The following is a 22,994-nucleotide window of genomic DNA, read 5'->3' as shown; positions in this document are numbered from 1 at the left end:
TTCATTACCATGCTCACTGATCAGAAAATCCCCTTGGGCCAGTACATCGCGGCCTTCGTCGAATGGCTGACGAAACACGGCGCCAGCATCTTCGATGCGATCGCCACTACCCTTGAGGCCATGATTCACGGCGTGACCTTCGCGCTGACCTGGTTCAACCCCCTGGCCCTGATCGGCCTGATCGCCCTGCTGGCGCACATGATCCAGCGCAAATGGGGCCTGACCGTATTCGTCGTGCTGTCCTTCCTGCTGATCCTCAACCTGGGGTACTGGCAGGAAACCATGGAGACCCTGGCCCAGGTGACCTTCGCCACCCTGGTCTGCGTGGTCATCGGCGTGCCGCTGGGCATCCTCGCCGCACACAAGCCGATGTTCTACACCGCCATGCGCCCGGTACTCGACCTGATGCAGACCGTGCCGACCTTCGTCTACCTGATCCCGACCCTGACCCTGTTCGGCCTGGGCGTGGTCCCGGGACTGATTTCCACCGTGGTGTTCGCCATCGCCGCACCGATCCGCCTGACCTACCTGGGCATCTGCGACGTGCCGCAGGAACTGATGGACGCCGGCAAGGCCTTTGGCTGCTCGCGGCGCCAGTTGCTGACCCGTATCGAACTGCCCCACGCGATGCCGAGCATCGCCGCCGGCGTGACCCAGTGCATCATGCTGTCGTTGTCGATGGTGGTGATCGCGGCCCTGGTGGGCGCCGACGGCCTGGGCAAACCCGTGGTCAATGCACTGAACACCGCCGATATTTCCCTGGGCTTCGAAGCGGGCCTGGCGATCGTGTTGCTGGCAATCATGCTCGACCGTATCTGCAAGCAGCCGGAACTGCCGGCAAGGGGTGAGGCATGAGCATCATTCGTTTCGAAGACGTCGACGTCATCTTCTCCAACAAGCCGCGCGAGGCCCTGGCACTGCTGGACAAGGGCCAGACCCGCGAGCAGATCCTCAAGCAGACCGGCCTGGTGGTCGGCGTGGAAAAGGCCAACCTGGATATCAACAAGGGCGAGATCTGCGTGCTGATGGGCCTGTCCGGCTCGGGCAAGTCGAGCCTGCTGCGCTGCATCAACGGCCTCAATACCGTGAGCCGCGGCAAGCTGTTCGTCGAGCACGAAGGCAAGCACATCGATATCGCCCACTGCACCCCGGCGGAGCTGAAGATGATGCGCACCAAGCGCATCGCCATGGTGTTCCAGAAGTTTGCCCTGATGCCCTGGCTGACGGTGCGCGAGAACATCAGCTTCGGCCTGGAGATGCAGGGCCGTCCCGAGAAGGAGCGGCGCAAGCTGGTGGACGAGAAGCTGGAGCTGGTGGGCCTGACCCAGTGGCGCAACAAGAAGCCCGACGAGCTGTCCGGTGGCATGCAGCAACGCGTGGGCCTGGCCCGCGCCCTGGCCATGGACGCCGACATCCTGCTGATGGACGAGCCCTTCTCGGCCCTCGACCCGCTGATCCGCCAGGGCCTGCAGGACGAGCTGCTGGAGCTGCAGCGCAAGCTGAGCAAGACCATCGTGTTCGTCAGCCACGACCTGGACGAAGCCCTGAAACTGGGCAGCCGCATCGCCATCATGAAGGACGGGCGGATCATCCAGTACAGCAAGCCCGAAGAGATCGTGCTCAACCCGGCGGACGACTACGTGCGCACCTTCGTCGCCCATACCAACCCGTTGAACGTGCTGTGCGGGCGCAGCCTGATGCGCACCCTGGACAACTGCAAGCGGGTCAACGGCTCGGTGTGCCTGGACCCCGGCGGCGACTCCTGGCTGGACCTGGCCGAGGGCAACACCATCAAGGGCGCCCGGCGCAACGGCTCGCAGCTGGACCTGCAGAACTGGGTGCCGGGGCAGTCGGTGGAAGAGCTGGGCCGGCGCCCGACCCTGGTGGATTCCAATATCGGCATGCGCGAGGCCCTGCAGATCCGCTACCAGACCGGCAACAAGCTGGTGCTCCACGATAACCACAAGGTGGTGGGGATCCTTGGCGACAGCGAGCTCTACCACGCGCTGCTCGGCAAGAACCTGGGCTGATGCACGGAAACGACAACGCCGCGACCTGGGTCGCGGCGTTGTCGTTTGAGCGGGAATAGAGGGTGCGAATTGCACCTGTTGCAGGAGCGGATGTGGCGGTAAGCCACACATCGCTTCGCGGGCAAGCCCTGCTCCTGCGTAGGAGCCAGGCTTGCCCGCGATGCAGGCGACGCGGTACCCGGTGAACCCGGGCCCGCGTCTACTTCAGGACTTAGCTATAGACCCGGCCCAGGAGTTGCCGATGGCTTTCGAACTGATCGAGCACGTCACGGGTGATCTGATCCTGGGTGAAGCCCATCAAGTCGTATTCCTGGCTGCCGTTGTGCAGGTACACCTCGGCACGGTAGTAGCGTGCACGCGCCTCCGGCGCATCGGCCGACTCGCTCGGCGCCGCCAGGTAACCGTCCAGGCTCACTTCATAGACGAAGGGGTTGCCCTCTTCCATCTCGATCCGCACACCCATGCAGCGCTTGGACTTGCCCAGCAGGGTCTGCACATCCAGCCCCTGGTTGCGCAACTGGGTCGCGGCTTCTTCCAGGGCCGGGGTCACGTGCTTGTCCATGAAGCGCTGGACCACTGCCTGGGTCGGCTGCAGGTCCAGCTGGGTCAGGCGCTCGCTGAAACCGCGACGGCCGCGGGCCGCCAGCTCCGCTTGTTCCTGCTCGACCCGGGTGTCCTGGGCCATGGCCTTGTACAGGCCGAACATGAAGCACACCAGCACCACCGAGAACGGCAGGCCAGCCAGTACCACCATGGTCTGCATGGCCTGGAAGTTACCGGCGAACAGCAGGCCGACGGTCACCAGGGTGATCACGACCGACCAGAAGATCCGCAGCCAGTGCGGGGCGTCTTCGTCGACGTTACCGCCCTTGCAGGACAGGTTGGCCATCATCACCGCGCCGGAGTCGGCCGGGGTCAGGAACAGCACGAAGCCCACGAAGATCGACACACCGATGACGATCTTCGACGCCGGGTAATGCTCGAGCAGCTGGTAGATCGCCATGGACGGCTGTTCCAGGGCGGTCTTGCCCAGTTCCACCGCGCCCTGGTTGAGCACCAGGTCCAGGGCCGAGTTGCCGAAGATCGACAGCCAGGCCAGGGTGAAGCCCAGCGGGATCAGCAGTACGCCAGCCACCAGCTCGCGCACGGTACGACCACGGGAAATACGAGCGATGAACATGCCGACAAAAGGTGCCCAGGAAATCCACCAGGCCCAGTAGAACAGGGTCCACAGGCCCAGCCAGCGATCGGACTTGGCACTGTCGCCTTCATACACATAGAGGTCGAATGTCTTGAGCACCACGCCGTTGAGGTAGTCGCCGATGTTCTGCACGAAGCCGTTGAGCAGGTGCAGGGTCGGACCGAACAGCAGGACGAAGATCAGCAAGCCACTGAACAGGACGATGTTCAGGTTGGACAGGCGGCGAATGCCGTTCTCCACCCCGGATACCGCGGCGATGGTGGCCACCGTGCTCATGACGATGATCACGATCAACAGGTTGGTGTTGCTGTGCTCCATGCCGAACAGGTTTTCCAGGCCGGACGATACCTGCATCGAGCCGATGCCCAGGTTGGTCACCAGGCCCAGCAGGGTCACGAACATGCCGAAACCGTCCACCGCGTGGCCGGCCGCGCCCTTGACCCAGCGCTCGCCGACCAATGGGTACAGCGCCGACCGCAGGGCCAGCGGCTGGTTATGCCGGTAGGCGAAGTACGCCACCGCCAGGCCCACCAGGGCATAGATCGCCCAGCCGTGCAGGCCCCAGTGCAGGAATGTCAGTTGCAGCGCCTGGCGCGCGGCCTGGTTGCTGGCCGGCACGCCTTCGGGCGGGTTGAAGTAGTGGTCCAGGGGCTCGGACGCACCGAAGTACAGCAGCGAGATGCCGATGCCGGACGAGAACAGCATCCCGGCCCAGGCGCCATAGCTGAAGTCCGGGGTATCTTGCTTGGCCCCCAGCTTGAGCTTGCCGTAGGAAGAAAACGCCAGGCCCACCACGAACACCAGGTAGGCGGCGATCACCAGCATGTAGTACCAGCCGAAACTGCGGGACAACCAGGCCTGGGCAATGTCCAGCATCTTGCCGGCCTCTTGCGGGGCGATGATCAGGATGGCAGTCAACAACAGGATCAGCGCGGTCGAGGTATAGAACACCCAACCGTTGACCCGCACCTTTTCCGGCGGGGTCTTTATAAGAGAGGCAGAACTCATTGCACAGATGCTCCAGGCAGTGCGAGAGAAGGACACAAGGCAACACGGCACCCGACCAATCGGTTAGTTGGCAGCCGATCGTCGGGTGATATAAAGACACCCCGAAAAAAGCCCGGACCCACGGCGGCTGCGTTGCGAACCAGCATCCCCGACCTCGACTCGAACCCCTGGTTCGGCGTCAGGCCTGAAGCGTCTTGCCCATTCAACACGTCCGTCCTTACCGGTTCACGCCATGCCATCCCTGGGGTGCGGTCTTTTTCGGAGGTCGTTTTCCGCCATCCACATGCGGGAAGAATCCGTAGGCAGCGACGATTTGTCGCAGATCTTATTCTTTGTTGATTGAACGTTCAATCAAAACAAAATAGACTGGCCCGCAAGCCGACAGCCGTCATGCGTCTGCCGGCGGGCCTAAGGAGAGGTAGCAGATGCCCAAGGTCGGTATGCAACCCATACGCCGCCAGCAGTTGATCGAAGCCACGCTGCAAGCGGTCGACCAGGTCGGGATGGGGGACGCCAGCATTGCGCTGATCGCCCGTTTGGCCGGAGTGTCGAACGGCATCATCAGTCACTACTTTCGGGACAAGAACGGCCTGATCGCAGCGACGATGGGTTACATCATGAGCATGCTCAACGAAGGCGTCAGAGCACGTCGCCTGGCCCTGACGGACGACAGCCCGCGCGCTCATCTGAAGGTGATCATCGAGGGCAACTTCGATGCCAGCCAGGTGAACGGCCCGGCAATGAAAACCTGGTTGGCCTTCTGGGCTTCCAGCATGCACCAGCCCGATTTGCACAGGTTGCAGCGGATCAACGACCACCGCTTGTATTCCAACCTGTGTTGCCAGTTCCGCCGCGCCCTGCCGCTCTACCATGCGCGCAAGGCAGCCCGCGGCCTGGCGGCCTTGATCGACGGCTTGTGGCTGCGTGGCGCCCTGTCGGGTGATGCATTCGACACCGACCAGGCGATACGGATTGCTTACGAATACATGGATCTACAACTGGCTAAGCAGGAGCGCTAGAGCACAACCAAGACGCTCGGCCTCTGCATGCCACTGGTCAGCGTGCCCGAATCCAAGGACACGCCCGGTGGCCAAGCCCATAACTCAATGCACTTGCGAGGACACTATGGCCCGTTTTGAACTGCAAAAACTCTACATCGACGGCGGCTACACCGATGCCGGCAGCGACGCCACCTTCGATGCCATCAACCCGGCCAACGGTGAAGTTCTCGCACAAGTGCAACGTGCGACCAAGGAAGACGTGGAACGCGCCGTGGTCAGCGCCGAAAAAGGCCAGAAGATCTGGGCCGCCATGACCGCCATGGAGCGTTCGCGCATCCTGCGTCGCGCCGTGGACATCCTGCGTGAGCGTAACGACGAGCTGGCCGCCCTGGAAACCCTGGATACCGGCAAGGCCTACTCCGAGACCAAGTACGTCGACATCGTCACCGGCGCCGACGTGCTGGAATACTACGCAGGCCTGGTACCGGCCATCGAAGGCGAGCAGATCCCGCTGCGCGACACTTCCTTCGTCTACACCCGCCGCGAGCCACTGGGCGTGGTCGCCGGCATCGGTGCCTGGAACTATCCGATCCAGATCGCCCTGTGGAAATCCGCACCGGCCCTGGCCGCTGGCAACGCGATGATCTTCAAGCCGAGCGAAGTGACTTCGCTGACCACCCTGAAACTGGCCGAGATCTACACCGAGGCTGGCGTACCGGCTGGCGTGTTCAACGTCCTGACCGGCAGCGGTCGTGAAGTCGGCACCTGGCTGACCGAGCACCCGCGCATCGAGAAAGTCTCCTTCACCGGCGGCACCGACACCGGCAAGAAGGTCATGGCCAGCGCTTCGAGCTCCTCGCTCAAGGAAGTGACCATGGAACTGGGCGGCAAGTCGCCGCTGATCATCTGCGACGACGCCGACCTGGATCGCGCCGCCGACACCGCGATGATGGCCAACTTCTACAGCTCCGGCCAGGTTTGCACCAACGGCACCCGCGTGTTCGTACCGAGCCACCTGAAGGCTGCTTTCGAAGCCAAGATCGCCGAACGCGTTGCCCGCATCCGCGTGGGTAACCCAGAGAACGAGAACACCAACTTCGGTCCGCTGGTGAGCTTCGCCCACATGGAGAACGTGCTGGGCTACATCGCCAAGGGCAAGGAAGAAGGTGCCCGCGTACTGTGCGGCGGCGAGCGCCTGACCGACGGCGAATTCGCCAAGGGCGCCTTCGTCGCTCCGACCGTGTTCACCGACTGCACCGACGACATGACCATCGTCCGTGAAGAAATCTTCGGCCCAGTGATGAGCATCCTCACCTACGAGACCGAAGAAGAAGTGATCCGCCGTGCCAACGACACCGACTTCGGCCTGGCCGCCGGTATCGTCACCCGCGACCTGAACCGCGCCCACCGCATCATCCACCAGCTCGAAGCCGGTATCTGCTGGATCAACGCCTGGGGCGAGTCCGACGCCAAGATGCCAGTCGGCGGCTACAAGCAGTCGGGCGTGGGCCGCGAGAACGGCATCAGCTCGCTGAACAACTTCACCCGCATCAAGTCGGTGCAGGTCGAGCTGGGCGACTACAGCTCAGTATTCTGAGCAGCGGCAAGTAGCTAGCTATCAGCGGCAAGCCAAGGCATTAGCACGGCTTGCCGCCTGCCCCTCATTCAATGCCAAGCCCGCTTCGCTGCCTTCTCTTGCAGCTTGAAGCTTGAGGCTTGCAGCTCTCCACGGAGGCTCCAATGTCCCAAGAATTCGACTACATCATCGTTGGTGCCGGCTCTGCCGGTAACACCCTGGCGACCCGTCTGACCGAAGACGAAGGCGTCACCGTCCTGCTGCTGGAAGCCGGCGGCCCGGACTATCGTTTCGACTTCCGTACCCAGATGCCTGCGGCCCTGGCGTTCCCCCTGCAAGGCCGCCGCTACAATTGGGCCTATGAGACCGATCCAGAGCCACACATGAACGGCCGCCGCATGGAATGTGGCCGTGGCAAGGGCCTGGGCGGTTCCTCGCTGATCAACGGCATGTGCTACATCCGCGGCAACGCCATGGACTACGACGGCTGGGCCAAGCTGCCGGGCCTGGAAGACTGGAGCTACCTGGACTGCCTGCCGTACTTTCGCAAGGCCGAAACCCGCGACATCGGCCCTAACGACTACCACGGTGGCGAAGGCCCGGTACGGGTGACCACGCCCAAGGCTGGCAACAACCCGCTGTTCCACGCCATGGTCGAGGCCGGTGTACAAGCCGGTTATCCACGCACAGAAGACCTCAACGGCTACCAGCAGGAAGGCTTCGGTCCGATGGACCGCACCGTGACTCCCGAAGGCCGTCGCTCCAGCACCGCCCGCGGTTACCTGGACGTAGCCAAGAAGCGCTCCACCCTGACCATCGTCACCCACGCCCTGACCGACAAGGTCCTGTTCGAAGGCAAGCGCGCCGTAGGCGTGAGCTACCTGCAAGGCAGCACCGAGGAGCGCGTGGAAGCCCGTGCACGCAAGGAAGTCATCATCAGTTCCGGCGCCATCGCTTCGCCACAGCTGCTGCAACGCTCCGGCGTCGGCCCGCGCGCCCTGCTGGAAAGCCTGGACATCCCGGTGGTCCACGACCTGCCGGGCGTCGGCGAAAACCTGCAGGACCACCTGGAGCTGTACCTGCAATACGCGTGCACCCAGCCAGTCTCGCTGTACCCATCGCTGCTGTGGTGGAACCAGCCGGCCATCGGTGCGCAGTGGCTGTTCAAGGGCACCGGCATCGGCGCCAGCAACCAGTTCGAAGCCGGTGGTTTCATCCGTACTCGCGAAGAGTTCGAATGGCCGAACATCCAGTACCACTTCCTGCCGGTAGCTATTAACTACAACGGCTCCAACGGTGTGCAGGAACACGGCTTCCAGGCCCACATGGGCTCCATGCGTTCGCCAAGCCGCGGCCGGATCCAGGTCAAGTCCAAAGACCCGCGCCAGCACCCGAGCATCCTGTTCAACTACATGGCCACCGAGCAGGACTGGCAGGAATTCCGCGATGGCATCCGCCTGACCCGGGAAATCATGCAGCAGCCGGCACTGGACGCCTACCGCGGCCGCGAGATCAGCCCGGGCATCGAAGTGCAGACCGATGAACAGCTGGACAAATTCATCCGCGAGCACGCCGAGACCGCGTTCCACCCATCCTGCTCGTGCAAGATGGGCACCGACGACATGGCCGTGGTCGATGGCCAGGGTCGCGTGCACGGCATGCAGGGCCTGCGTGTGGTGGATGCCTCGATCATGCCGATCATCACCACCGGCAACCTCAACGCGCCGACGATCATGATGGCCGAGAAAATCGCCGACAAGATCCGTGGCCGCCAGCCGCTGCCGCGCAGCAAGGCTGCCTACTACGTGGCCGGCGATGCCCCGGTACGTGGCAAGCCGGTACGCGACGTAGCCGCGAACGCGCAGTAAGCATGATGGGCGCCGGCCGCAATGGCCGGCGCCATTCCCTTGGATTTCCCCGCCTTCTTCCCCCCTTTCCACTGCACCCACCGCGTCCTTGATCGCAGCCGCGGGCAACGGCTACAGTCTGCCCATCCGCTGCATCCCCTACGCTCCACGGACTTTATCCCGAGCCCTGCGCGACCTATACCTGTAGGAGCCGGCCCGCCGTCGATAAGACCCGCAAGCCCCTGCTCTTCACAAGGAGGTCATTCATGTTCGACTTTCACCCCCAGCTCAAGCAGCGCTTCGCTGCCTTGCGCACGGGCGCCGAGTTCTTTTCCCTGCGCTACGTGCGCGAGTCCGACCGATACCTGTCGGTGCGCAAGAATGTCGCCGAGCCGCCCAGGCTGGGCCGCGACGAAGGCGCGATGCTGACCGTGCGAGTCGCCGGCGTGGAGGCCTATGCCGCCACCAACGACCTGTCGCCAGGCGGCCTGCAGGCGGCCCTGGACCGCGCCGAACGGCAAGCCCGGGTGATCGCCGCCCACGCCCTGCTGGACCTGCGCGAACAACCGGTCTCCAGCCACCGTGCCGATTACTTCTCGCCCAATCTCGAGCAGCCCTTCCCGTCCCTGAGCGATTGCTACCAGCTGCTGGGCGACGAATCGGCCTCGGTGCCCAAGGACGAGCGCCTGGTGAACTGGCAGGTAGGCATCGGCGTGACCCAGGTCGAGCAGATCTACCTCAACAGCGCCGGGGCCGAGTTGCGCCAGGCCCAGCGCTTCGTCTACCCGGGCCTGGACGTCACCGCCTACGACGGCAACGACAGCCAGACCCGCAGCCTGGGCCGGGAGAATTTCGGCCAGCAGGGCGCCGGCGACGTGATCAGCCGCTGCGGCCTGCTGGGCGCCGCCCCCCGGATCGCCGAGCAGGCCCTGCAACTGCTGCTGGCTCCCAACACGCCCCAAGGCCCGCGGGACCTGCTGCTGATGCCGGACCAGATGATGCTGCAGATCCACGAGTCCATCGGCCATCCCCTGGAGCTGGACCGCATCCTGGGCGATGAGCGCAACTACGCCGGCACCAGCTTCGTCAAGCAGGCGGACTTCGGCCACCTGCAATACGGCTCGCGGCTGCTCAACGTGACCTTCGACCCGGACATCCCCGAGGAGCTGGCCAGCTATGGCCATGACGACGAAGGCACCGCCGCCAGCAAGCAGTTCCTGATCCGCGAAGGGTTGCTGGTACGCCCCCTGGGCGGCGCCCTGTCGCAGTACCGCAGCGGCCTGGACGGCGTTGCCAACAGCCGCGCCAGCAGCTGGAACCGCGCGCCCATCGACCGCATGGCCAACCTCAACATCGAGCCTGGCGAGCAGTCCCTGGAACAGCTGATCGGCGGGATCGAGCACGGCATCCTGATGTCCACCAACCGCTCCTGGTCCATCGACGACGCGCGCAACAAGTTCCAGTTCGGCTGCGAATGGGGCCAGTTGATCGAGAACGGCGAACTCAAGGGCGTGGTGAAGAACCCCAACTACCGGGGCATTTCCGCGCAGTTCTGGCGCAACCTCAGCGCCGTCGGCAACCGTGGCACCTTCCAGGTCCTGGGCACGCCCAACTGCGGCAAGGGCGAACCCAACCAGGTGATCCGCGTGGGCCACGCCTCGCCAGCCTGTGTATTCAGCAAGATCGACGTATTCGGAGGAGATGCCTGATGACCAGCGCGACCAATCAGGCCCAGCCGTTCAAGACGCTGGTGCAATGGCTCAAGGACGAGATCCGCGGGTCGGAACAATTCACCCTGAGCTACGCTGCCGAAGCCTCGGAGTTCATCCGCTTCAACCATGCCAAGGTACGCCAGGCCGGGCAGGTGCAGCAGGCCAGCCTGACCTTCAAGCTGATCGACGATGGCCGCCACGCCGACCTCGACATCACCTTGGCCAACGATCCCGAGGTGGACCGCCAGCGCCTGGCCGAGGGCCTGCAACAACTGCGTGAAACCCTGCCGCTGCTGCCGGCCGACCCTTACCTGATGCTCAACCACACCCACTGGCAGTCCCAGCATGAGCAAAGCCATCCGCTGCCAGGCAGCGAGCAGGTGGTGGAGGAAATCGGTCGCGCCGCCGCAGGCCTGGATCTGGTCGGCATCTATGCCGCTGGTCCCATCAGCCGTGGTTTCGCCAGCTCCAGCGGGGCCTTCGGCTGGCACCAGGCCAACAGCTTCAACTTCGACTTCAGCCTGTTCCACGCCAATGGCGAGGCGGTGAAGGCCAGCTACGCCGGACACGCCTGGAACAGCGACGCCTTCGCCCAGCGCTTCGACCAGGCCCGCCGGCAACTGGAGTTCCTCGGCCGGCCGTTGCGTACCCTGGCCCCCGGCCAATACCGCGCCTACCTGGCCCCCGCGGCCCTGGAGGAGATCATGGGCATGCTGGCCTGGGGCGGGTTCTCGGCCCAGTCCATCGCCAGCAAGCACAGCGCCCTGCAGAAACTCTATGCCGGTGATGCGAACCTGAGCCCGCTGGTCTCGGTGCGCGAGCAGGTCAGCGGCTCCCTGAGCCCGGCGTTTTCCGACGAAGGCTACCCGCGCAGCGACCTGGCGCTGATCGCCGGTGGCGCCGCCGAGGCGCGCCTGATCAACTCGCGCAGCGCCGCCGAATATGGCCTGACCGCCAACGGCGCCGGCAGCGGCGAATACCCCAGCGCCCTGGACATGGCCGCCGGCCAGTTGGCCCAGCAGGACATCCTCAGGCAATTGGGCACTGGGCTGTACATCAGCAACCTGTGGTACCTGAACTACTCGGACCTGCCTGCGGCGCGCCTGACCGGCATGACCCGCTTCGCCACCTTCTGGGTGGAAAACGGCGAGATCCAGGCGCCGGTGAGCACCATGCGCTTCGACGACAGCGTCTACAGCCTGCTGGGCTCGCAGCTCGAGGCGCTCACCGAGCAACGCGAGCTGTTGCTCTCGGCCAGCACCTACGGCCAGCGCCAGACCGCGTCGATGCATCTGCCCGGGGCACTGGTCAGCCGCCTGACGCTAACCTTGTAGAATCGGCCTAGAGTTGCAAGCCACAAGCTTGCAACTTGAAGCTTGCAACTTACCTCTGTCGTTGTTGAGGTCCCATGCCCGAACGTTCGCCACTCGATGCCACTACTATCCGCTGGCTGCCGTGGGTAGTGGCCATCGCCTTCTTCATGCAGTCCCTGGACGGCACCATCCTCAATACCGCGCTGCCGGCCATGGCCAGGGACCTGGCCGAAGACCCGTTGCGCATGCAGGGCGTGGTCATCGCCTACATGCTCACCGTGGCGCTGCTGATCCCGGCCTCGGGCTGGATCGCCGATCGCTTCGGCACCCGCAACATCTTCTTCGGCGCGATCTTGCTGTTCAGTGTCGGCTCGCTGCTGTGCGCCCTTTCCGGGTCCCTGGGCATGCTGGTGGCGGCCCGGGTGATCCAGGGCCTGGGCGGCGCGCTGATGCTGCCGGTGGGAAGGCTGGTGGTGCTGCGCGCCTACCCGCGTTCGGAACTGGTACGGATCATGGGCTTCATCACCATTCCCGGGCTGCTGGGTCCGCTGATCGGCCCGACCATGGGCGGCTGGATGGTGCAGTACCTGACCTGGCACTGGATCTTCCTGATCAACCTGCCGGTGGGCGCCATCGGCTGCTACGCGGTGTGGCGCTTCATCCCCGACCTGCGCGGCAGCGAGCGCACCCGCTTCGATGGCCTGGGCTTTCTGCTGTTCGGCGCGGCGATGGTGCTGATCACCATCGCCATGGAAGGCCTGGGCGAACTGCACCTGCCGCACTTGCGGGTGATGTTGCTGCTGTTCGCCGGCCTGGCATGCCTGGCGGCCTACTGGTTGCGTGCCGGGCATATCGCCGATCCGCTGTTCGCCCCGTCGCTGTTCAAGGTGCGGACCTTCGCCGTCGGCATCCTCGGCAACCTGTTCGCCCGCCTGGGCAGCGGCGCCCTGCCGTTCCTGGTGCCCTTGCTGCTGCAGGTGGCCCTGGGCTACTCGCCGTCCCAGGCCGGGATGAGCATGCTGCCCCTGGCGGCTGCGGCGATGCTGGCCAAGTCCATTGCCCGACCACTGATCGAGCGCCTGGGCTATCGCCTGGTGCTCACCGGCAACACCCTGGCCCTGGGCCTGATGCTGGCGAGCATGGGCCTGGTCAGCGAGCAGACGCCCTACCCGCTGCTGCTGGGCATGCTGGCGGTGCTGGGAGCGATCAACTCGCTGCAGTTCACGGCGATGAACACCGTGACCCTGATCGACCTCGACGATGCCGCGGCCAGCAGTGGCAACAGCCTGTTGTCGGTGGTGGCGCAACTGTCCCTGAGCCTGGGGGTGGCCTGCGCCGGGGCGCTGCTGGGCGGCTTCACCGCCTCCATGGACAGCGATGGCGGCGACACGGTGCTCGGTGCCTTCCAGCTGACCTTCCTCACCGTGGGCCTCATGGCCATGCTGGCGGCGGCGATCTTCCTCCAGCTGTCGCCCAGCGATGGCCGCAGGACGCGCAAGGTCCAGGAGCATATCGAGCACTGATTGACCATCCCCCTACCACATGAGCCTGGGAGGTCCTGGCTACTTTTCGTCCAGAAATTGCAGGAAGGGGGAGCGGGGCTGATACACTGCGCGACATTTTGTTTTGCAGGCCCGTCCCGTGACCACCATCGCCACCGCTTTTAATACCTTGCCCCTGTCCGCCGCCATGCTGGCCAACCTCGACTCCCTCGGGTATGCCCAGATGACGCCGATCCAGGCGCAAAGCTTGCCGGTGATCCTCAAGGGCCTGGACCTGATCGCCCAGGCCAAGACCGGCAGCGGCAAGACCGCGGCCTTCGGCATCGGCCTGCTCAACCCGATCAACCCGCGCTACTTCGGCTGCCAGGCCCTGGTGATGTGCCCGACCCGCGAGCTGGCCGACCAGGTCGCCAAGGAGCTGCGCCGCCTGGCCCGCGCCGAGGACAACATCAAGATCCTGAGCCTGTGCGGCGGCGTGCCCTTCGGCCCGCAGATCGCTTCGCTGGAGCATGGCGCCCACATCATCGTCGGCACCCCGGGGCGCATTTCCCAGCACCTGGACAAGGGCACGCTGAAACTCGACGGCCTCAACACCCTGGTACTCGACGAAGCCGACCGCATGCTCGACATGGGCTTTCATGATGCGATCGAGGCCATCATCGGCCAGACCCCGGCACGCCGGCAGACCCTGCTGTTCTCCGCCACCTACCCGGCGGGGATCAAGAAGTTGGCGGCCAAGTTCATGCGCGACCCGCAGCAGGTCAAGGTCGAGGCGCTGCACAGCGACAGCCAGATCGAGCAGCACTTCTACGAAATCGCCCCGCAGGATCGCATCGACGCAGTGGTCAAGGTACTCGACCATTTCCGCCCGCAGTCTTGCGTGGCCTTCTGCTTCACCAAGCAGCAGGTGCAGGAAACCGTCGACCACCTGACCGCCAAGGGCATGTCCGCCGCTGGCCTGCACGGTGACCTGGAGCAGCGCGATCGCGACCAGGTGCTGGCGATGTTCGCCAACCGCAGCATCTCGGTGCTGGTGGCCACCGACGTCGCCGCCCGGGGCCTGGATATCGACGCCCTGGACATGGTGATCAACGTCGAGCTGGCCCGGGACGCGGAAATCCATATCCACCGTGTTGGCCGTACCGGTCGCGCCGGCGAGAAAGGCCTGGCCGTCAGCCTGGTGTCGCCGTCCGAGGCCCACCGCGCCCAGGCCATCGAGGAACTGCAGAAGGCCCCGTTGAACTGGGAGCAGATCGATAGCCTGAAGAACCGCGGCGGCGGCCCGCTGCTGCCGGCCATGAGCACCCTGTGCATCGCGGCCGGGCGCAAGGACAAGGTGCGGCCGGGCGATATCCTCGGCGCCCTGACCGGCGAGGCCGGCATCCCCGGCGCCCAGGTCGGCAAGATCGCGATCTTCGACTTCCAGGCCTACGTGGCCGTGGAGCGTGGCATCGCCAAGCAGGCCCTGCAACGCCTCAACAGCGGCAAGATCAAGGGCCGTTCGCTGCGCGTACGGATTCTGTAACCCACCCCGTTCGATCTGTAGCCGCTGCCGTAGGCTGCGAACCTCTCCGAAGGAGGCGCCGCTCTTGAGGCCGTGAAGCCCCTGCGGGCTTGTCGCAGCCTTCGGCAGCGGCTACAGGTTTATTTGCCTGCACTCTCGAGGACACCGTTTTGCGCTCTACCGAAGTCGTGATCATCGGCGCCGGCGCCGCCGGCTTGATGTGCGCCCTGACCGCCGCCGGCCGTGGGCGCCAGGTGCTGTTGCTGGACCATGCCAACAAGGCCGGGAAGAAGATCCTGATGTCCGGTGGCGGACGCTGCAACTTCACCAACATGTACACCGAGCCGGCCAACTTCCTGTCGCAGAACCCACACTTCTGCAAGTCGGCCCTGGCCCGCTACACCCAGTGGGATTTCATCGGCCTGGTGGCCAAGCATGGCGTGCCCTACCACGAGAAGAAGCTCGGCCAGCTGTTTTGCGACAACAAGTCCAGCGATATCCTCGCCATGCTCCTGGCCGAATGCGAACAGGTCGGGGTCGAGCTGCGCCTGGACACCTCGATCCAGCAGATCGAGAAACTGGAGTCGGGCTACCTGCTGCAGACCACCCTGGGCCAGGTGCGGTGCCAGTCCCTGGTGATCGCCACCGGCGGCCTGTCGATCCCGACCCTGGGCGCCACCGGCTTCGGCTACCAGGTGGCCAGGCAGTTCGGCCATGAGCTGCTGCCGACCCGCGCCGGGCTGGTGCCCTTCACCATCACCGACCAGCTCAAGGAGCTGTGCAGCGAACTGTCCGGAACCTCGGTGGACTGCCTGGTGAGCTGCAACGGCCAGAGCTTTCGCGAGAACATCCTGTTCACCCACCGTGGCCTCAGCGGCCCGGCGATCCTGCAGATTTCCTCGTACTGGCAGCCTGGCGACAGCGTCCAGATCAACCTGCTGCCCGAGCACGACGCCCTGGGCTGGCTGCACCAGCAACAGGCCGAGCGCCCCAACAGCGAGCTCAAGACCCTGCTGGGGGAGATCTTCACCAAGAAGATGGCTGGCCTGCTGGCCGACCACTGGTTCATCTCCAAGCCGATGAAGCAGTACACCCCCGGCGAGCTGGCGGAGGTCGCCGACAAGCTCGGCAACTGGCAGCTGGTGCCGGCGGGCACCGAGGGCTACCGCACCGCCGAAGTGACCCTGGGCGGGGTCGACACCCGCGAAGTCTCATCCAAGACCATGGAATCGCTGAAGAGCCCGGGGCTGTATTTCATTGGCGAAGTGCTGGACGTCAGCGGCCACCTGGGCGGTTTCAACTTCCAGTGGGCCTGGGCCTCGGGCTACGCGGCGGCGCAGTACGTCTGATGCCTGAGCCGGCGCAGGGCGCCGGCAGGTGCGGAGCCGCATCGTCGGGAACAGAATTTGCTGGCGGATGTGACGGCGGCATTGCGCCGTCGTCAATACTGGCTCAATTTAGCGGCATCGCCCGGAAGGCTCCTCCCAATCCATGCCATCGACTTCTTTTCGCCAGTCCCTGCGCCGCCTCTGGGCGCTGGATAAATTCAGCTACAGCGTGCGGGTATTCATCGCCCTGACCGGCAGCATGGCGCTGTGCTGGTACCGGGACGAGATGAGCCTGCTGATCCCGCTATTCCTCGGCGTCATCGCCAGCGCCCTGGCGGAAACCGACGACAGCTGGCAAGGCCGCCTCAACGCCCTGGCGGTGACGCTGGTGTGCTTCAGCATCGCCGCGCTGTCGGTGGAGTTGCTGTTCCCCTACCCCTGGGTCTTCGCCATCGCCCTGGCCCTGGCCAGCTTCGGCCTGACCATGCTCGGCGCCCTGGGAGAACGCTATGGCGCCATCGCCTCGGCGACCCTGATCCTCTCGGTCTACACCATGATCGGCGTCGACCAGCGCGGCGGCGCAATGCTCGACTTCTGGCACGAGCCGCTGCTGCTGGTGGCCGGCGCCGCCTGGTACGGCCTGCTCTCGGTGCTGTGGCAGGCGATGTTCTCCAACCAGCCGGTGCAGCAGAGCCTGGCACGGCTGTTTCGCGAGCTGGGCTATTACCTCAAGCTCAAGGCCTCGTTGTTCGAACCGATCCGCCAGCTGGACGTGGAGGCCCGGCGCCTGGAACTTGCCCGACAAAACGGCAAGGTGGTAGCCGCCCTCAACAGCGCCAAGGAAATCATCCTGCACCGGGTCGGCAACAGCCGCCCGGGGTCGAAGGTCAGTCGTTACCTGAAGCTGTACTTCCTGGCCCAGGACATCCACGAACGCGCCAGTTCCTCGCACTATCCCTACAACGCCCTGGCCGACGCCTTCTTCCACAGCGACGTGCTGTTCCGCTGCCAGCGCCTGCTGCGCCAGCAGGGCAAGGCCTGCCGGGCCCTGGCGGAGTCGATCCAGATGCGCCAGCCGTTCGTCTACGACTCCGGGTTCGCCGAAGCCCTGAGCGACCTGCAAGCCTCGCTGGAACACCTGCGCATCCAGAGCAACCCGGCCTGGCGCGGGCTCTTGCGCTCGCTGCGGGCCCTGGCCGCCAACCTCGGCACCCTCGACCGGCTGCTCAGCGATGCCAGCAACCCCGACGCACTGGCCGATGCCACCGACAGCAGCCTGCTGGATCGCTCGCCGCGCAACCTCAAGGACGTCTGGACCCGCCTGCGCACCCAGCTGACACCCACTTCGCTGTTGTTCCGCCATGCCCTGCGCCTGCCCCTGGCGCTGAGTATCGGCTACGGCATGGTGCACCTGATCCACCCGTCCCAGGGCTACTGGATCATCCTCACCACGCTGTTCGTCTGCCAGCCCAACTACGGCGCTACCCGGCGCAAGCTGGGCCAGCGAATCATCGGCACGGCCATCGGCCTGACCATCGCCTGGGCGCTGTTCGACCTGTTCCCCAACCCGCTGGTGCAGTCGCTGTTCGCCATTGCCGCCGGCGTGGTGTTCTTCGCCAACCGCGCCACCCGCTACACCCTGGCCACCGCCGCCATCACCTTGATGGTGCTGTTCTGCTTCAACCAGGTGGGCGACGGCTACGGGCTGTTCCTGCCACGGTTGTTCGATACCCTGCTGGGCAGCCTGATCGCCGGGCTCGCGGTGTTCCTGTTCCTGCCGGACTGGCAGGGCCGGCGCCTGAACCAGGTGCTGGCCAACACCCTGGCGTGCAACAGCATCTACCTGCGCCAGATCATGCAGCAGTACGCCGCCGGCAAGAGCGACGACCTGGCCTACCGCCTGGCTCGGCGCAACGCCCACAACGCCGACGCGGCGCTGTCCACCACCCTGGCCAACATGCTCATGGAACCGGGGCACTTTCGTAAGGAAGCGGATGTGGGCTTCCGCTTCCTGGTGCTGTCCCACACCCTGCTCAGCTACCTCTCGGGCCTGGGCGCGCACCGTGGCACCCAACTGCCGGAAGAGGTGCGCGAACAGCTGATCGGCGGTGTCGGCAGCAGCCTGGCGGCCAGTATCGACGAGATCGCCCAGGGCCTGGCCAGCAGGACCCCGATCGCCATCCAGAGCGACACCGAGGAAGCCCTGGCCAACGAGCTGGAACAGATGCCGGACGACATCGATGAAGAGCAGCGCCTAGTGCAGACCCAGCTGGGATTGATCTGCCGCCAGCTGGGTCCGTTGCGGACCCTGGCGGCCCACCTGATCAAAGGGACAGCACAGCCGCAAGCCTGAGGAGCACCCACAGCCTGGCTTGGCACTCGACGCTTGCCCTGCCCCTTCTACATGCCGTGCTGGCGCAACAACCGGGCGTAGCTGCCATCGGCCTTCATGGCGGCAATCTCGCGATCGAACCTGGCGACGATCTGCGCATGTTCGGGGTTCTTCAGGCTCACCAGGATATGCAGGCTGTTCTCGCTCAAGGGCTTGGGCAGGAACTCCACCGCATTGCGCACCCGGGGCGACTCCCGGGCCAGGTAGTAGCGGGCGACGTATTCATCCTCCAGGGTCAGCTTGACCCGGTCCGCCGCCAGCATGCGCACGGCCATGGCGAAGTTGTGCACCGGCACCTTCTGCAAGTCCGAGTCGCTGTCGAATTCAGAGGAATAGGCGTAGCCGCGCACCACGGCAATCGGGTGCTCATGCAACTGCTTGAGGTTGTGGTACTCCAGGGGCGCGTCCTTGCGCTTGAGGAAGCGGATACGGTTGACCAGGTACTCGGCGGAGAACTGCCCCAGCCGGGTGCGTTCATCGTTGTACCAGGCGTTGACCAGCACGTCGTAGCGCCCCTCGCCGATTCCCAACAGGGCCCGGGCCCAGGGCACTTGCTCGAATTCACTGGCGTAGCCGGCGCGGGCCAAAGCGGTACTGACGATATCGGTGGCCACGCCGCCGTTGACCAGGGTCGCGTCGGTAAACGGGGGCCAGGCATCAGCGACCAGTCGCAGCTTCTCCGCAGAAGCGCCCTGGCCCAGCAACAGCAATCCGATCAAAGCCAGAGCCCGATGCAATCGCAGCATGCTTGAAGATCCTTAGCGGGCACAGTGCCCAGCGCGTTCCAGCCTACACTCGAGGGCCGATGCAGCGACCACCCAGGTCCTAACCTTAGCTCATCGCAGCCAATGCACAGGACTTGCAAAACAGATTACACAAAGAAGGGAAAAGCCAGTGAACGGAGTAATGGCATTTTGACCCATCTCACAGAAACAAACTCCATACATCTGCCAGCAAGACATCCTCTGGCGATGTGCTTAGTATTTCGCGCAGCTCTTTTCACAGGATAAAGAAATGACCGTCGAATGGGTCTGCAAACACCACACCGATCTGGGCAAGGAACAGCTCTACGCCATTTTACAGCTACGCACCGAAGTCTTCGTCGTGGAACAGAAATGCCCCTATCAGGAGGTCGACGGTCGTGACCTGGAAGGTGACACCTGCCACCTGATGGCCTGGGACGGCGACCGCCTGGTGGCCTACCTGCGCCTGCTGGACCCCATTTCCCAGGGCGGCGACGTGGTGATCGGCCGCGTGGTGATCGCCGAGCAGGCTCGCGGCAAGGGCCTGGGGCATACGCTGATGGAACAGGCCCTGAAACAGGCGCAGCGGCACTGGCCCGAAACGCCGATCTACCTCTCGGCCCAGGCCCACTTGCAGGCTTACTACGGCCGCTATGGGTTCAGCGTGGTGGGCGAGGAATACCTGGAAGACGACATTCCGCACATCGGCATGCGCCGCAGCTGAGACTCAGGGATAACCCAGCACGGCCTTGATCTGGCCCAGGTGGGGTTCGATCCAGGCCTTGTCGATGGCCCCCCAGCTGTGGATCCGGTAATGCCCGGCATGGTTGCGGGCGCCGTCCTGCTGCTGGAACTGGCAAACGATGTCCAGGTCGGCCAGGGCGGCGATGGTGTCCTGGGCGGTGCGCCGGGGCATGCCCGTGAGTTCGGTCAGCGCTGGCACGCTGTTGGCCTGGCCGCTGTCGATCAGGTACGCCACGTACAAGCGGCGGTAGAAACTGCTTTTGGTCTTGCTTACATCCATCGCCCACTCCTTGTTAGCCCATTGCGCCCGCCTTCGGCTGCAGGTCGCGCCAGGTGAGGTAGACCCGCAGGTCGAACTCCAGCTGGTGATAGCCCGGCAGCATGTGCTCGCAGAGCTTGTAGAACGCCTTGTTGTGGTCCGATTCCTTGAAGTGCGCCAACTCGTGGACCACGATCATGCGCAGGAACTCGGGCGCCGCCTCCTTGAACAGCGAGGCGATGCGGATTTCTTTCTTGGCCTTGAGCTTGCCCCCCTGCACCCGCGACACCGTGGTGTGCAGGCCCAGGGCGCGATGGGTCAGGTCCAGGCGGTTGTCGAACAGCACCTTGTCGATGGCCGGCGCGTTGCGCAGGTATTCCTGCTTCAGCTCCAGGGCATAGCTGTACAGGGCCTTGTCACTCTGTACGCCGTGCTTGTGGGGATAGCGCCGCTCCAGATACTCGCCCAGGCGATCTTCGTCGATCAGCTGGCGCACCTGCTCTTGCAGGGCGACTGGATAGGCCTGGAGGTACTTCAAGACGATCATGGGCAACGGCGACACCTGGAGCTAGGGTCGCCAGTTTAGCGAATTCAGGCCTGCAGCGCGCTCCAGTCGAAGGGCTGGACGAACTGGCTGGCGCTGCCGGAGGTCAAGGGTCGCGCCACCAGGAAACCCTGGACGTATTCGCAACCGTTGTCCTTGAGCCAATGGTATTGCTCGAGGGTCTCCACGCCTTCGGCGATCACCAGCAACCCGAATTGCTTGCACAGGTCGATCACGCAGCGGGCGATCGCAGCGTCCCGTGGTGAGGTCAGCAACCGGGCGATCAGGTGTCGGTCGAGCTTGAGGGTATCCAGTGGCAGGTCACGCAAGAAGGCCAGGCAGCAGCTACCCGAGCCGAAATCGTCGAGGGCCACGCGCACGCCCAGCTGGTGCAATTGCTGCAACTGCTTGCGGGTCTCTGCCAGGTTCTGGGTCAGCGCCGCTTCGGTGACCTCGACCTCCAGCTGGCGCGGTTGCAAGCCGTTGCGCAGCAGCACCTGGCGCAGCTCGGCCGAAAGATTGGGCATGCTGAACTGGGTCGCGCTGAGACTGACGCTCAGTACCAGGTCGGGGCTGAACACCTGCTCCCAATCCTTGCGCTGCGCAGCGCCCTGCTGGTAGATCCAGCTGCCCAGGAGACTGATCAGCCGCGCCTCTTCCAGCAGCGGCAGGAACAGCCCCGGCGGTACATCGCCGACACTGGGATGGCGCCAGCGCAGCAGGGCTTCGAAACCACGCAGGCGACCATCGGCGATGGCCACCTGGGGCTGGTAGACCATGGTGAATTCCTTGCGTTCCACCGCACTGCGCACGCTTTCCTCGAGCATCAGCCGGGACCGCGCGCGCCCATTCATCTCGTGGTCGTAGTAGCGATATTGCTGGCGGCCGGCACGCTTGGCTTCGTACATGGCGATGTCCGCGGCCCGCAGCAGGCCATCCAGGTTGGAACCGCAGTCGGGGTAGATGGCGATGCCGATGCTGGCCCCCAGGACCACGTCCATGCCATCGATCTGCTGGGTGATGGACAGGCGTTCGATCAAGCGCTCGGCGACTTTCGCCGCCTGCTCGGGAAATCCCAGCTCCAGCAAGGCGGTGAACTCGTCGCCCCCCATGCGCCCGATGATGTCGAACGAGTGCAGGCCCTCCTTCAGCTGTTCCGAGACCCAGCGCAGTATCCGGTCGCCGGCGTCATGCCCGAGAGAGTCGTTGACCCGCTTGAAGCCGTCCAGGTCCAGGTACAGCAGGACCAGGGACTTTCCCGGGCGGTCGCTGCGCAACAGGATGCTCTCCACTGTCTGGTAAAAACCTCGGCGATTGAGCAGTCCGGTCAAGGGGTCGGTGACGGCCTGGTATTCCAGCTGCTGGTGCAGGTGCCGTACCTCGGACATGTCCAGCAGGGTCACCACCATGGCCTTCTGCTCGCTCGGCAGCGGGGCGCAGGACAACGCCACGCTGATCTGCTGGCCGGGAGCGGTGCGCAGCAGGGCATCATGCAGTCGGAAGATCTCGCCCCGACGATAACTGGCGTACAACTCGGACACATGCCAGTCCGGGACATGGGGTTTTTGCAGATAGTCGAGAAAGGCCGAGCCCTCCAGCTCCTTCGCCTGGGCATTGAGCAACCGCGACACCGCGGGGTTGGCGAAGCGTATCCGCCCCTCCTCGTCCACCACCAGGATGCCCTCGGCGGCATTGTCCAGTACCGAGGCGTTGAAGGCCCGGGCCTGTTCCAGGTCATGACTCAGATGCTGCAAGGCCCGACGGTTGCGCTGGTGCTCCAGCAACGCCTGGACCTTGGGTTTGAGAATCTGCGGGTCGAAGGGCTTGAACAGGTAGTCCACCGCGCCATTGGCATAGCCCTTGATCACGGCATCCTGGGATTGCTCGTTGGCGGTGAGAAAGATGATCGGCGTCAGGCGTGTGCGCTGGCTGCCGCGCATCAGGCGGGCCACTTCGAAACCATCCATGCCCGGCATCTGCACGTCGAGCAGGACCAGATCCACCTCATGCTCCAGTAACAGACTGAGGGCCTCGACACCCGAGGCGGCGGTCATTACCCGCCAATCCTGGCGCTGCAACAGCGCGCGCATGCTCAGGAGGTTCTCGGGGTAGTCATCGACGATCAGAAGAGTGGAGTGGCCCTCGGCGGTCTCCGGTTGCACGCATTCCATGCTGCTTCTCTTGTCTGTAATGAGACTGAACTGGTGAAAAAAACCTGACAAAGACTGAGGTTTCACTCTAGCCCCGGATATTCAAAAGCAGAAGCTGTCGTGGAGCCATCACTCCGCCA

At 64.5% G+C, this 22,994-nt stretch carries 17 protein-coding genes; 12 read left to right on the top strand and 5 right to left on the bottom strand.

What is annotated here, in order from left to right; all coding sequences use genetic code 11:
* Positions 1 to 9 precede the first annotated feature (9 nt).
* On the top strand, positions 10 to 855 hold the full coding sequence (choW, locus tag H7A76_RS02935; protein WP_185697119.1) for a choline ABC transporter permease subunit: 846 nt from the start codon (positions 10 to 12) through the stop codon (positions 853 to 855).
* Positions 852 to 2,030: a choline ABC transporter ATP-binding protein gene (gene choV, locus H7A76_RS02930; RefSeq protein WP_185697118.1), complete on the top strand. Its 1,179-nt coding sequence runs from the start codon at positions 852 to 854 to the stop codon at positions 2,028 to 2,030. The genes choW and choV overlap by 4 nt, the downstream gene beginning before the upstream one ends.
* A 211-nt stretch (positions 2,031 to 2,241) precedes the next feature.
* On the opposite strand, the gene betT is transcribed toward choV, so the two are convergent.
* Complete coding sequence (gene betT, locus H7A76_RS02925) at positions 2,242 to 4,239, bottom strand: choline BCCT transporter BetT (RefSeq protein ID WP_185697117.1); 1,998 nt, start codon at positions 4,237 to 4,239, stop codon at positions 2,242 to 2,244.
* Positions 4,240 to 4,664: 425 nt separating this feature from the next.
* Here betT and betI point away from each other — a divergent pair, with 425 nt between their 5' ends.
* The 9 genes from betI (at position 4,665) to yccS (ending at position 18,375) form a co-directional block, all read left to right on the top strand.
* The gene (betI, locus tag H7A76_RS02920) at positions 4,665 to 5,258 is read left to right on the top strand and encodes a transcriptional regulator BetI (protein ID WP_185697116.1); all 594 of its coding nucleotides are present in this window, start codon (positions 4,665 to 4,667) and stop codon (positions 5,256 to 5,258) included.
* Positions 5,259 to 5,364: 106 nt separating this feature from the next.
* Positions 5,365 to 6,837: a betaine-aldehyde dehydrogenase gene (gene betB / locus H7A76_RS02915; protein ID WP_022641536.1), complete on the top strand. Its 1,473-nt coding sequence runs from the start codon at positions 5,365 to 5,367 to the stop codon at positions 6,835 to 6,837.
* Positions 6,838 to 6,980: 143 nt separating this feature from the next.
* Complete coding sequence (betA, locus tag H7A76_RS02910; protein ID WP_185697115.1) at positions 6,981 to 8,684, top strand: choline dehydrogenase; 1,704 nt, start codon at positions 6,981 to 6,983, stop codon at positions 8,682 to 8,684.
* Positions 8,685 to 8,929: 245 nt separating this feature from the next.
* On the top strand, positions 8,930 to 10,372 hold the full coding sequence (locus H7A76_RS02905; RefSeq protein WP_185697114.1) for a TldD/PmbA family protein: 1,443 nt from the start codon (positions 8,930 to 8,932) through the stop codon (positions 10,370 to 10,372).
* Positions 10,372 to 11,709, top strand: coding sequence for a TldD/PmbA family protein (locus tag H7A76_RS02900; RefSeq protein ID WP_185697113.1), 1,338 nt, complete (start codon positions 10,372 to 10,374; stop codon positions 11,707 to 11,709). The genes H7A76_RS02905 and H7A76_RS02900 overlap by 1 nt, the downstream gene beginning before the upstream one ends.
* Before the next feature lie 74 nt (positions 11,710 to 11,783).
* A complete protein-coding gene (mdtD, locus tag H7A76_RS02895) occupies positions 11,784 to 13,211 on the top strand; it encodes a multidrug transporter subunit MdtD (protein WP_185697112.1) in 1,428 nt (475 codons plus the stop codon).
* Positions 13,212 to 13,329: 118 nt separating this feature from the next.
* Positions 13,330 to 14,715: an ATP-dependent RNA helicase DbpA gene (gene dbpA, locus H7A76_RS02890; protein ID WP_185697111.1), complete on the top strand. Its 1,386-nt coding sequence runs from the start codon at positions 13,330 to 13,332 to the stop codon at positions 14,713 to 14,715.
* Positions 14,716 to 14,864: 149 nt separating this feature from the next.
* Entirely contained in the window at positions 14,865 to 16,043 is a 1,179-nt protein-coding gene (locus tag H7A76_RS02885; RefSeq protein WP_185697110.1) for an NAD(P)/FAD-dependent oxidoreductase, read from the top strand.
* 142 nt (positions 16,044 to 16,185) lie between these two features.
* Positions 16,186 to 18,375: a YccS family putative transporter gene (yccS, locus tag H7A76_RS02880; protein ID WP_185697109.1), complete on the top strand. Its 2,190-nt coding sequence runs from the start codon at positions 16,186 to 16,188 to the stop codon at positions 18,373 to 18,375.
* Between the two features lie 47 nt (positions 18,376 to 18,422).
* Here yccS and H7A76_RS02875 read toward each other — a convergent pair whose 3' ends face one another.
* Positions 18,423 to 19,160, bottom strand: a complete 738-nt coding sequence (locus tag H7A76_RS02875) for an ABC transporter substrate-binding protein (protein ID WP_185697108.1) — start codon at positions 19,158 to 19,160, stop codon at positions 18,423 to 18,425.
* 268 nt (positions 19,161 to 19,428) lie between these two features.
* Between H7A76_RS02875 and H7A76_RS02870 the strand changes: the two genes are divergently transcribed.
* Entirely contained in the window at positions 19,429 to 19,881 is a 453-nt protein-coding gene (locus H7A76_RS02870; protein WP_185697107.1) for a GNAT family N-acetyltransferase, read from the top strand.
* Positions 19,882 to 19,884: 3 nt separating this feature from the next.
* Here H7A76_RS02870 and H7A76_RS02865 read toward each other — a convergent pair whose 3' ends face one another.
* From H7A76_RS02865 to H7A76_RS02855, 3 genes are read right to left on the bottom strand one after another with little or no spacing between them, the layout of a single operon-like run.
* Positions 19,885 to 20,181 carry a helix-turn-helix domain-containing protein gene (locus tag H7A76_RS02865; protein ID WP_185697106.1) on the bottom strand — a complete coding sequence of 99 codons (297 nt, stop codon included), beginning with the start codon at positions 20,179 to 20,181 and terminating at the stop codon, positions 19,885 to 19,887.
* A gap of 13 nt (positions 20,182 to 20,194) precedes the next feature.
* Positions 20,195 to 20,707, bottom strand: coding sequence for a M48 family metallopeptidase (locus H7A76_RS02860; protein WP_185697105.1), 513 nt, complete (start codon positions 20,705 to 20,707; stop codon positions 20,195 to 20,197).
* 44 nt (positions 20,708 to 20,751) lie between these two features.
* Positions 20,752 to 22,875: a bifunctional diguanylate cyclase/phosphodiesterase gene (locus tag H7A76_RS02855; protein ID WP_185697104.1), complete on the bottom strand. Its 2,124-nt coding sequence runs from the start codon at positions 22,873 to 22,875 to the stop codon at positions 20,752 to 20,754.
* Positions 22,876 to 22,994 lie beyond the last annotated feature (119 nt).

This window comes from Pseudomonas sp. MSSRFD41 (assembly GCF_014230245.1).
GTDB classification, from domain to species: domain Bacteria; phylum Pseudomonadota; class Gammaproteobacteria; order Pseudomonadales; family Pseudomonadaceae; genus Aquipseudomonas; species Aquipseudomonas piscis.
This window is presented reverse-complemented; position numbering and strand designations above follow the sequence as displayed.

What these genes read in the sequence shown, in the direction of transcription:
- choW (WP_185697119.1), top strand. Translation starts at nt 10, where the DNA reads ATGCTCACTGATCAGAAAATCCCCTTGGGCCAGTACATCGCGGCCTTC.
- choV (WP_185697118.1), top strand. Translation starts at nt 852, where the DNA reads ATGAGCATCATTCGTTTCGAAGACGTCGACGTCATCTTCTCCAACAAG.
- betT (WP_185697117.1), bottom strand. Translation starts at nt 4,239, where the DNA reads ATGAGTTCTGCCTCTCTTATAAAGACCCCGCCGGAAAAGGTGCGGGTC.
- betI (WP_185697116.1), top strand. Translation starts at nt 4,665, where the DNA reads ATGCCCAAGGTCGGTATGCAACCCATACGCCGCCAGCAGTTGATCGAA.
- betB (WP_022641536.1), top strand. Translation starts at nt 5,365, where the DNA reads ATGGCCCGTTTTGAACTGCAAAAACTCTACATCGACGGCGGCTACACC.
- betA (WP_185697115.1), top strand. Translation starts at nt 6,981, where the DNA reads ATGTCCCAAGAATTCGACTACATCATCGTTGGTGCCGGCTCTGCCGGT.
- H7A76_RS02905 (WP_185697114.1), top strand. Translation starts at nt 8,930, where the DNA reads ATGTTCGACTTTCACCCCCAGCTCAAGCAGCGCTTCGCTGCCTTGCGC.
- H7A76_RS02900 (WP_185697113.1), top strand. Translation starts at nt 10,372, where the DNA reads ATGACCAGCGCGACCAATCAGGCCCAGCCGTTCAAGACGCTGGTGCAA.
- mdtD (WP_185697112.1), top strand. Translation starts at nt 11,784, where the DNA reads ATGCCCGAACGTTCGCCACTCGATGCCACTACTATCCGCTGGCTGCCG.
- yccS (WP_185697109.1), top strand. Translation starts at nt 16,186, where the DNA reads ATGCCATCGACTTCTTTTCGCCAGTCCCTGCGCCGCCTCTGGGCGCTG.
- H7A76_RS02875 (WP_185697108.1), bottom strand. Translation starts at nt 19,160, where the DNA reads ATGCTGCGATTGCATCGGGCTCTGGCTTTGATCGGATTGCTGTTGCTG.
- H7A76_RS02870 (WP_185697107.1), top strand. Translation starts at nt 19,429, where the DNA reads ATGACCGTCGAATGGGTCTGCAAACACCACACCGATCTGGGCAAGGAA.
- H7A76_RS02865 (WP_185697106.1), bottom strand. Translation starts at nt 20,181, where the DNA reads ATGGATGTAAGCAAGACCAAAAGCAGTTTCTACCGCCGCTTGTACGTG.
- H7A76_RS02860 (WP_185697105.1), bottom strand. Translation starts at nt 20,707, where the DNA reads ATGATCGTCTTGAAGTACCTCCAGGCCTATCCAGTCGCCCTGCAAGAG.
- H7A76_RS02855 (WP_185697104.1), bottom strand. Translation starts at nt 22,875, where the DNA reads ATGGAATGCGTGCAACCGGAGACCGCCGAGGGCCACTCCACTCTTCTG.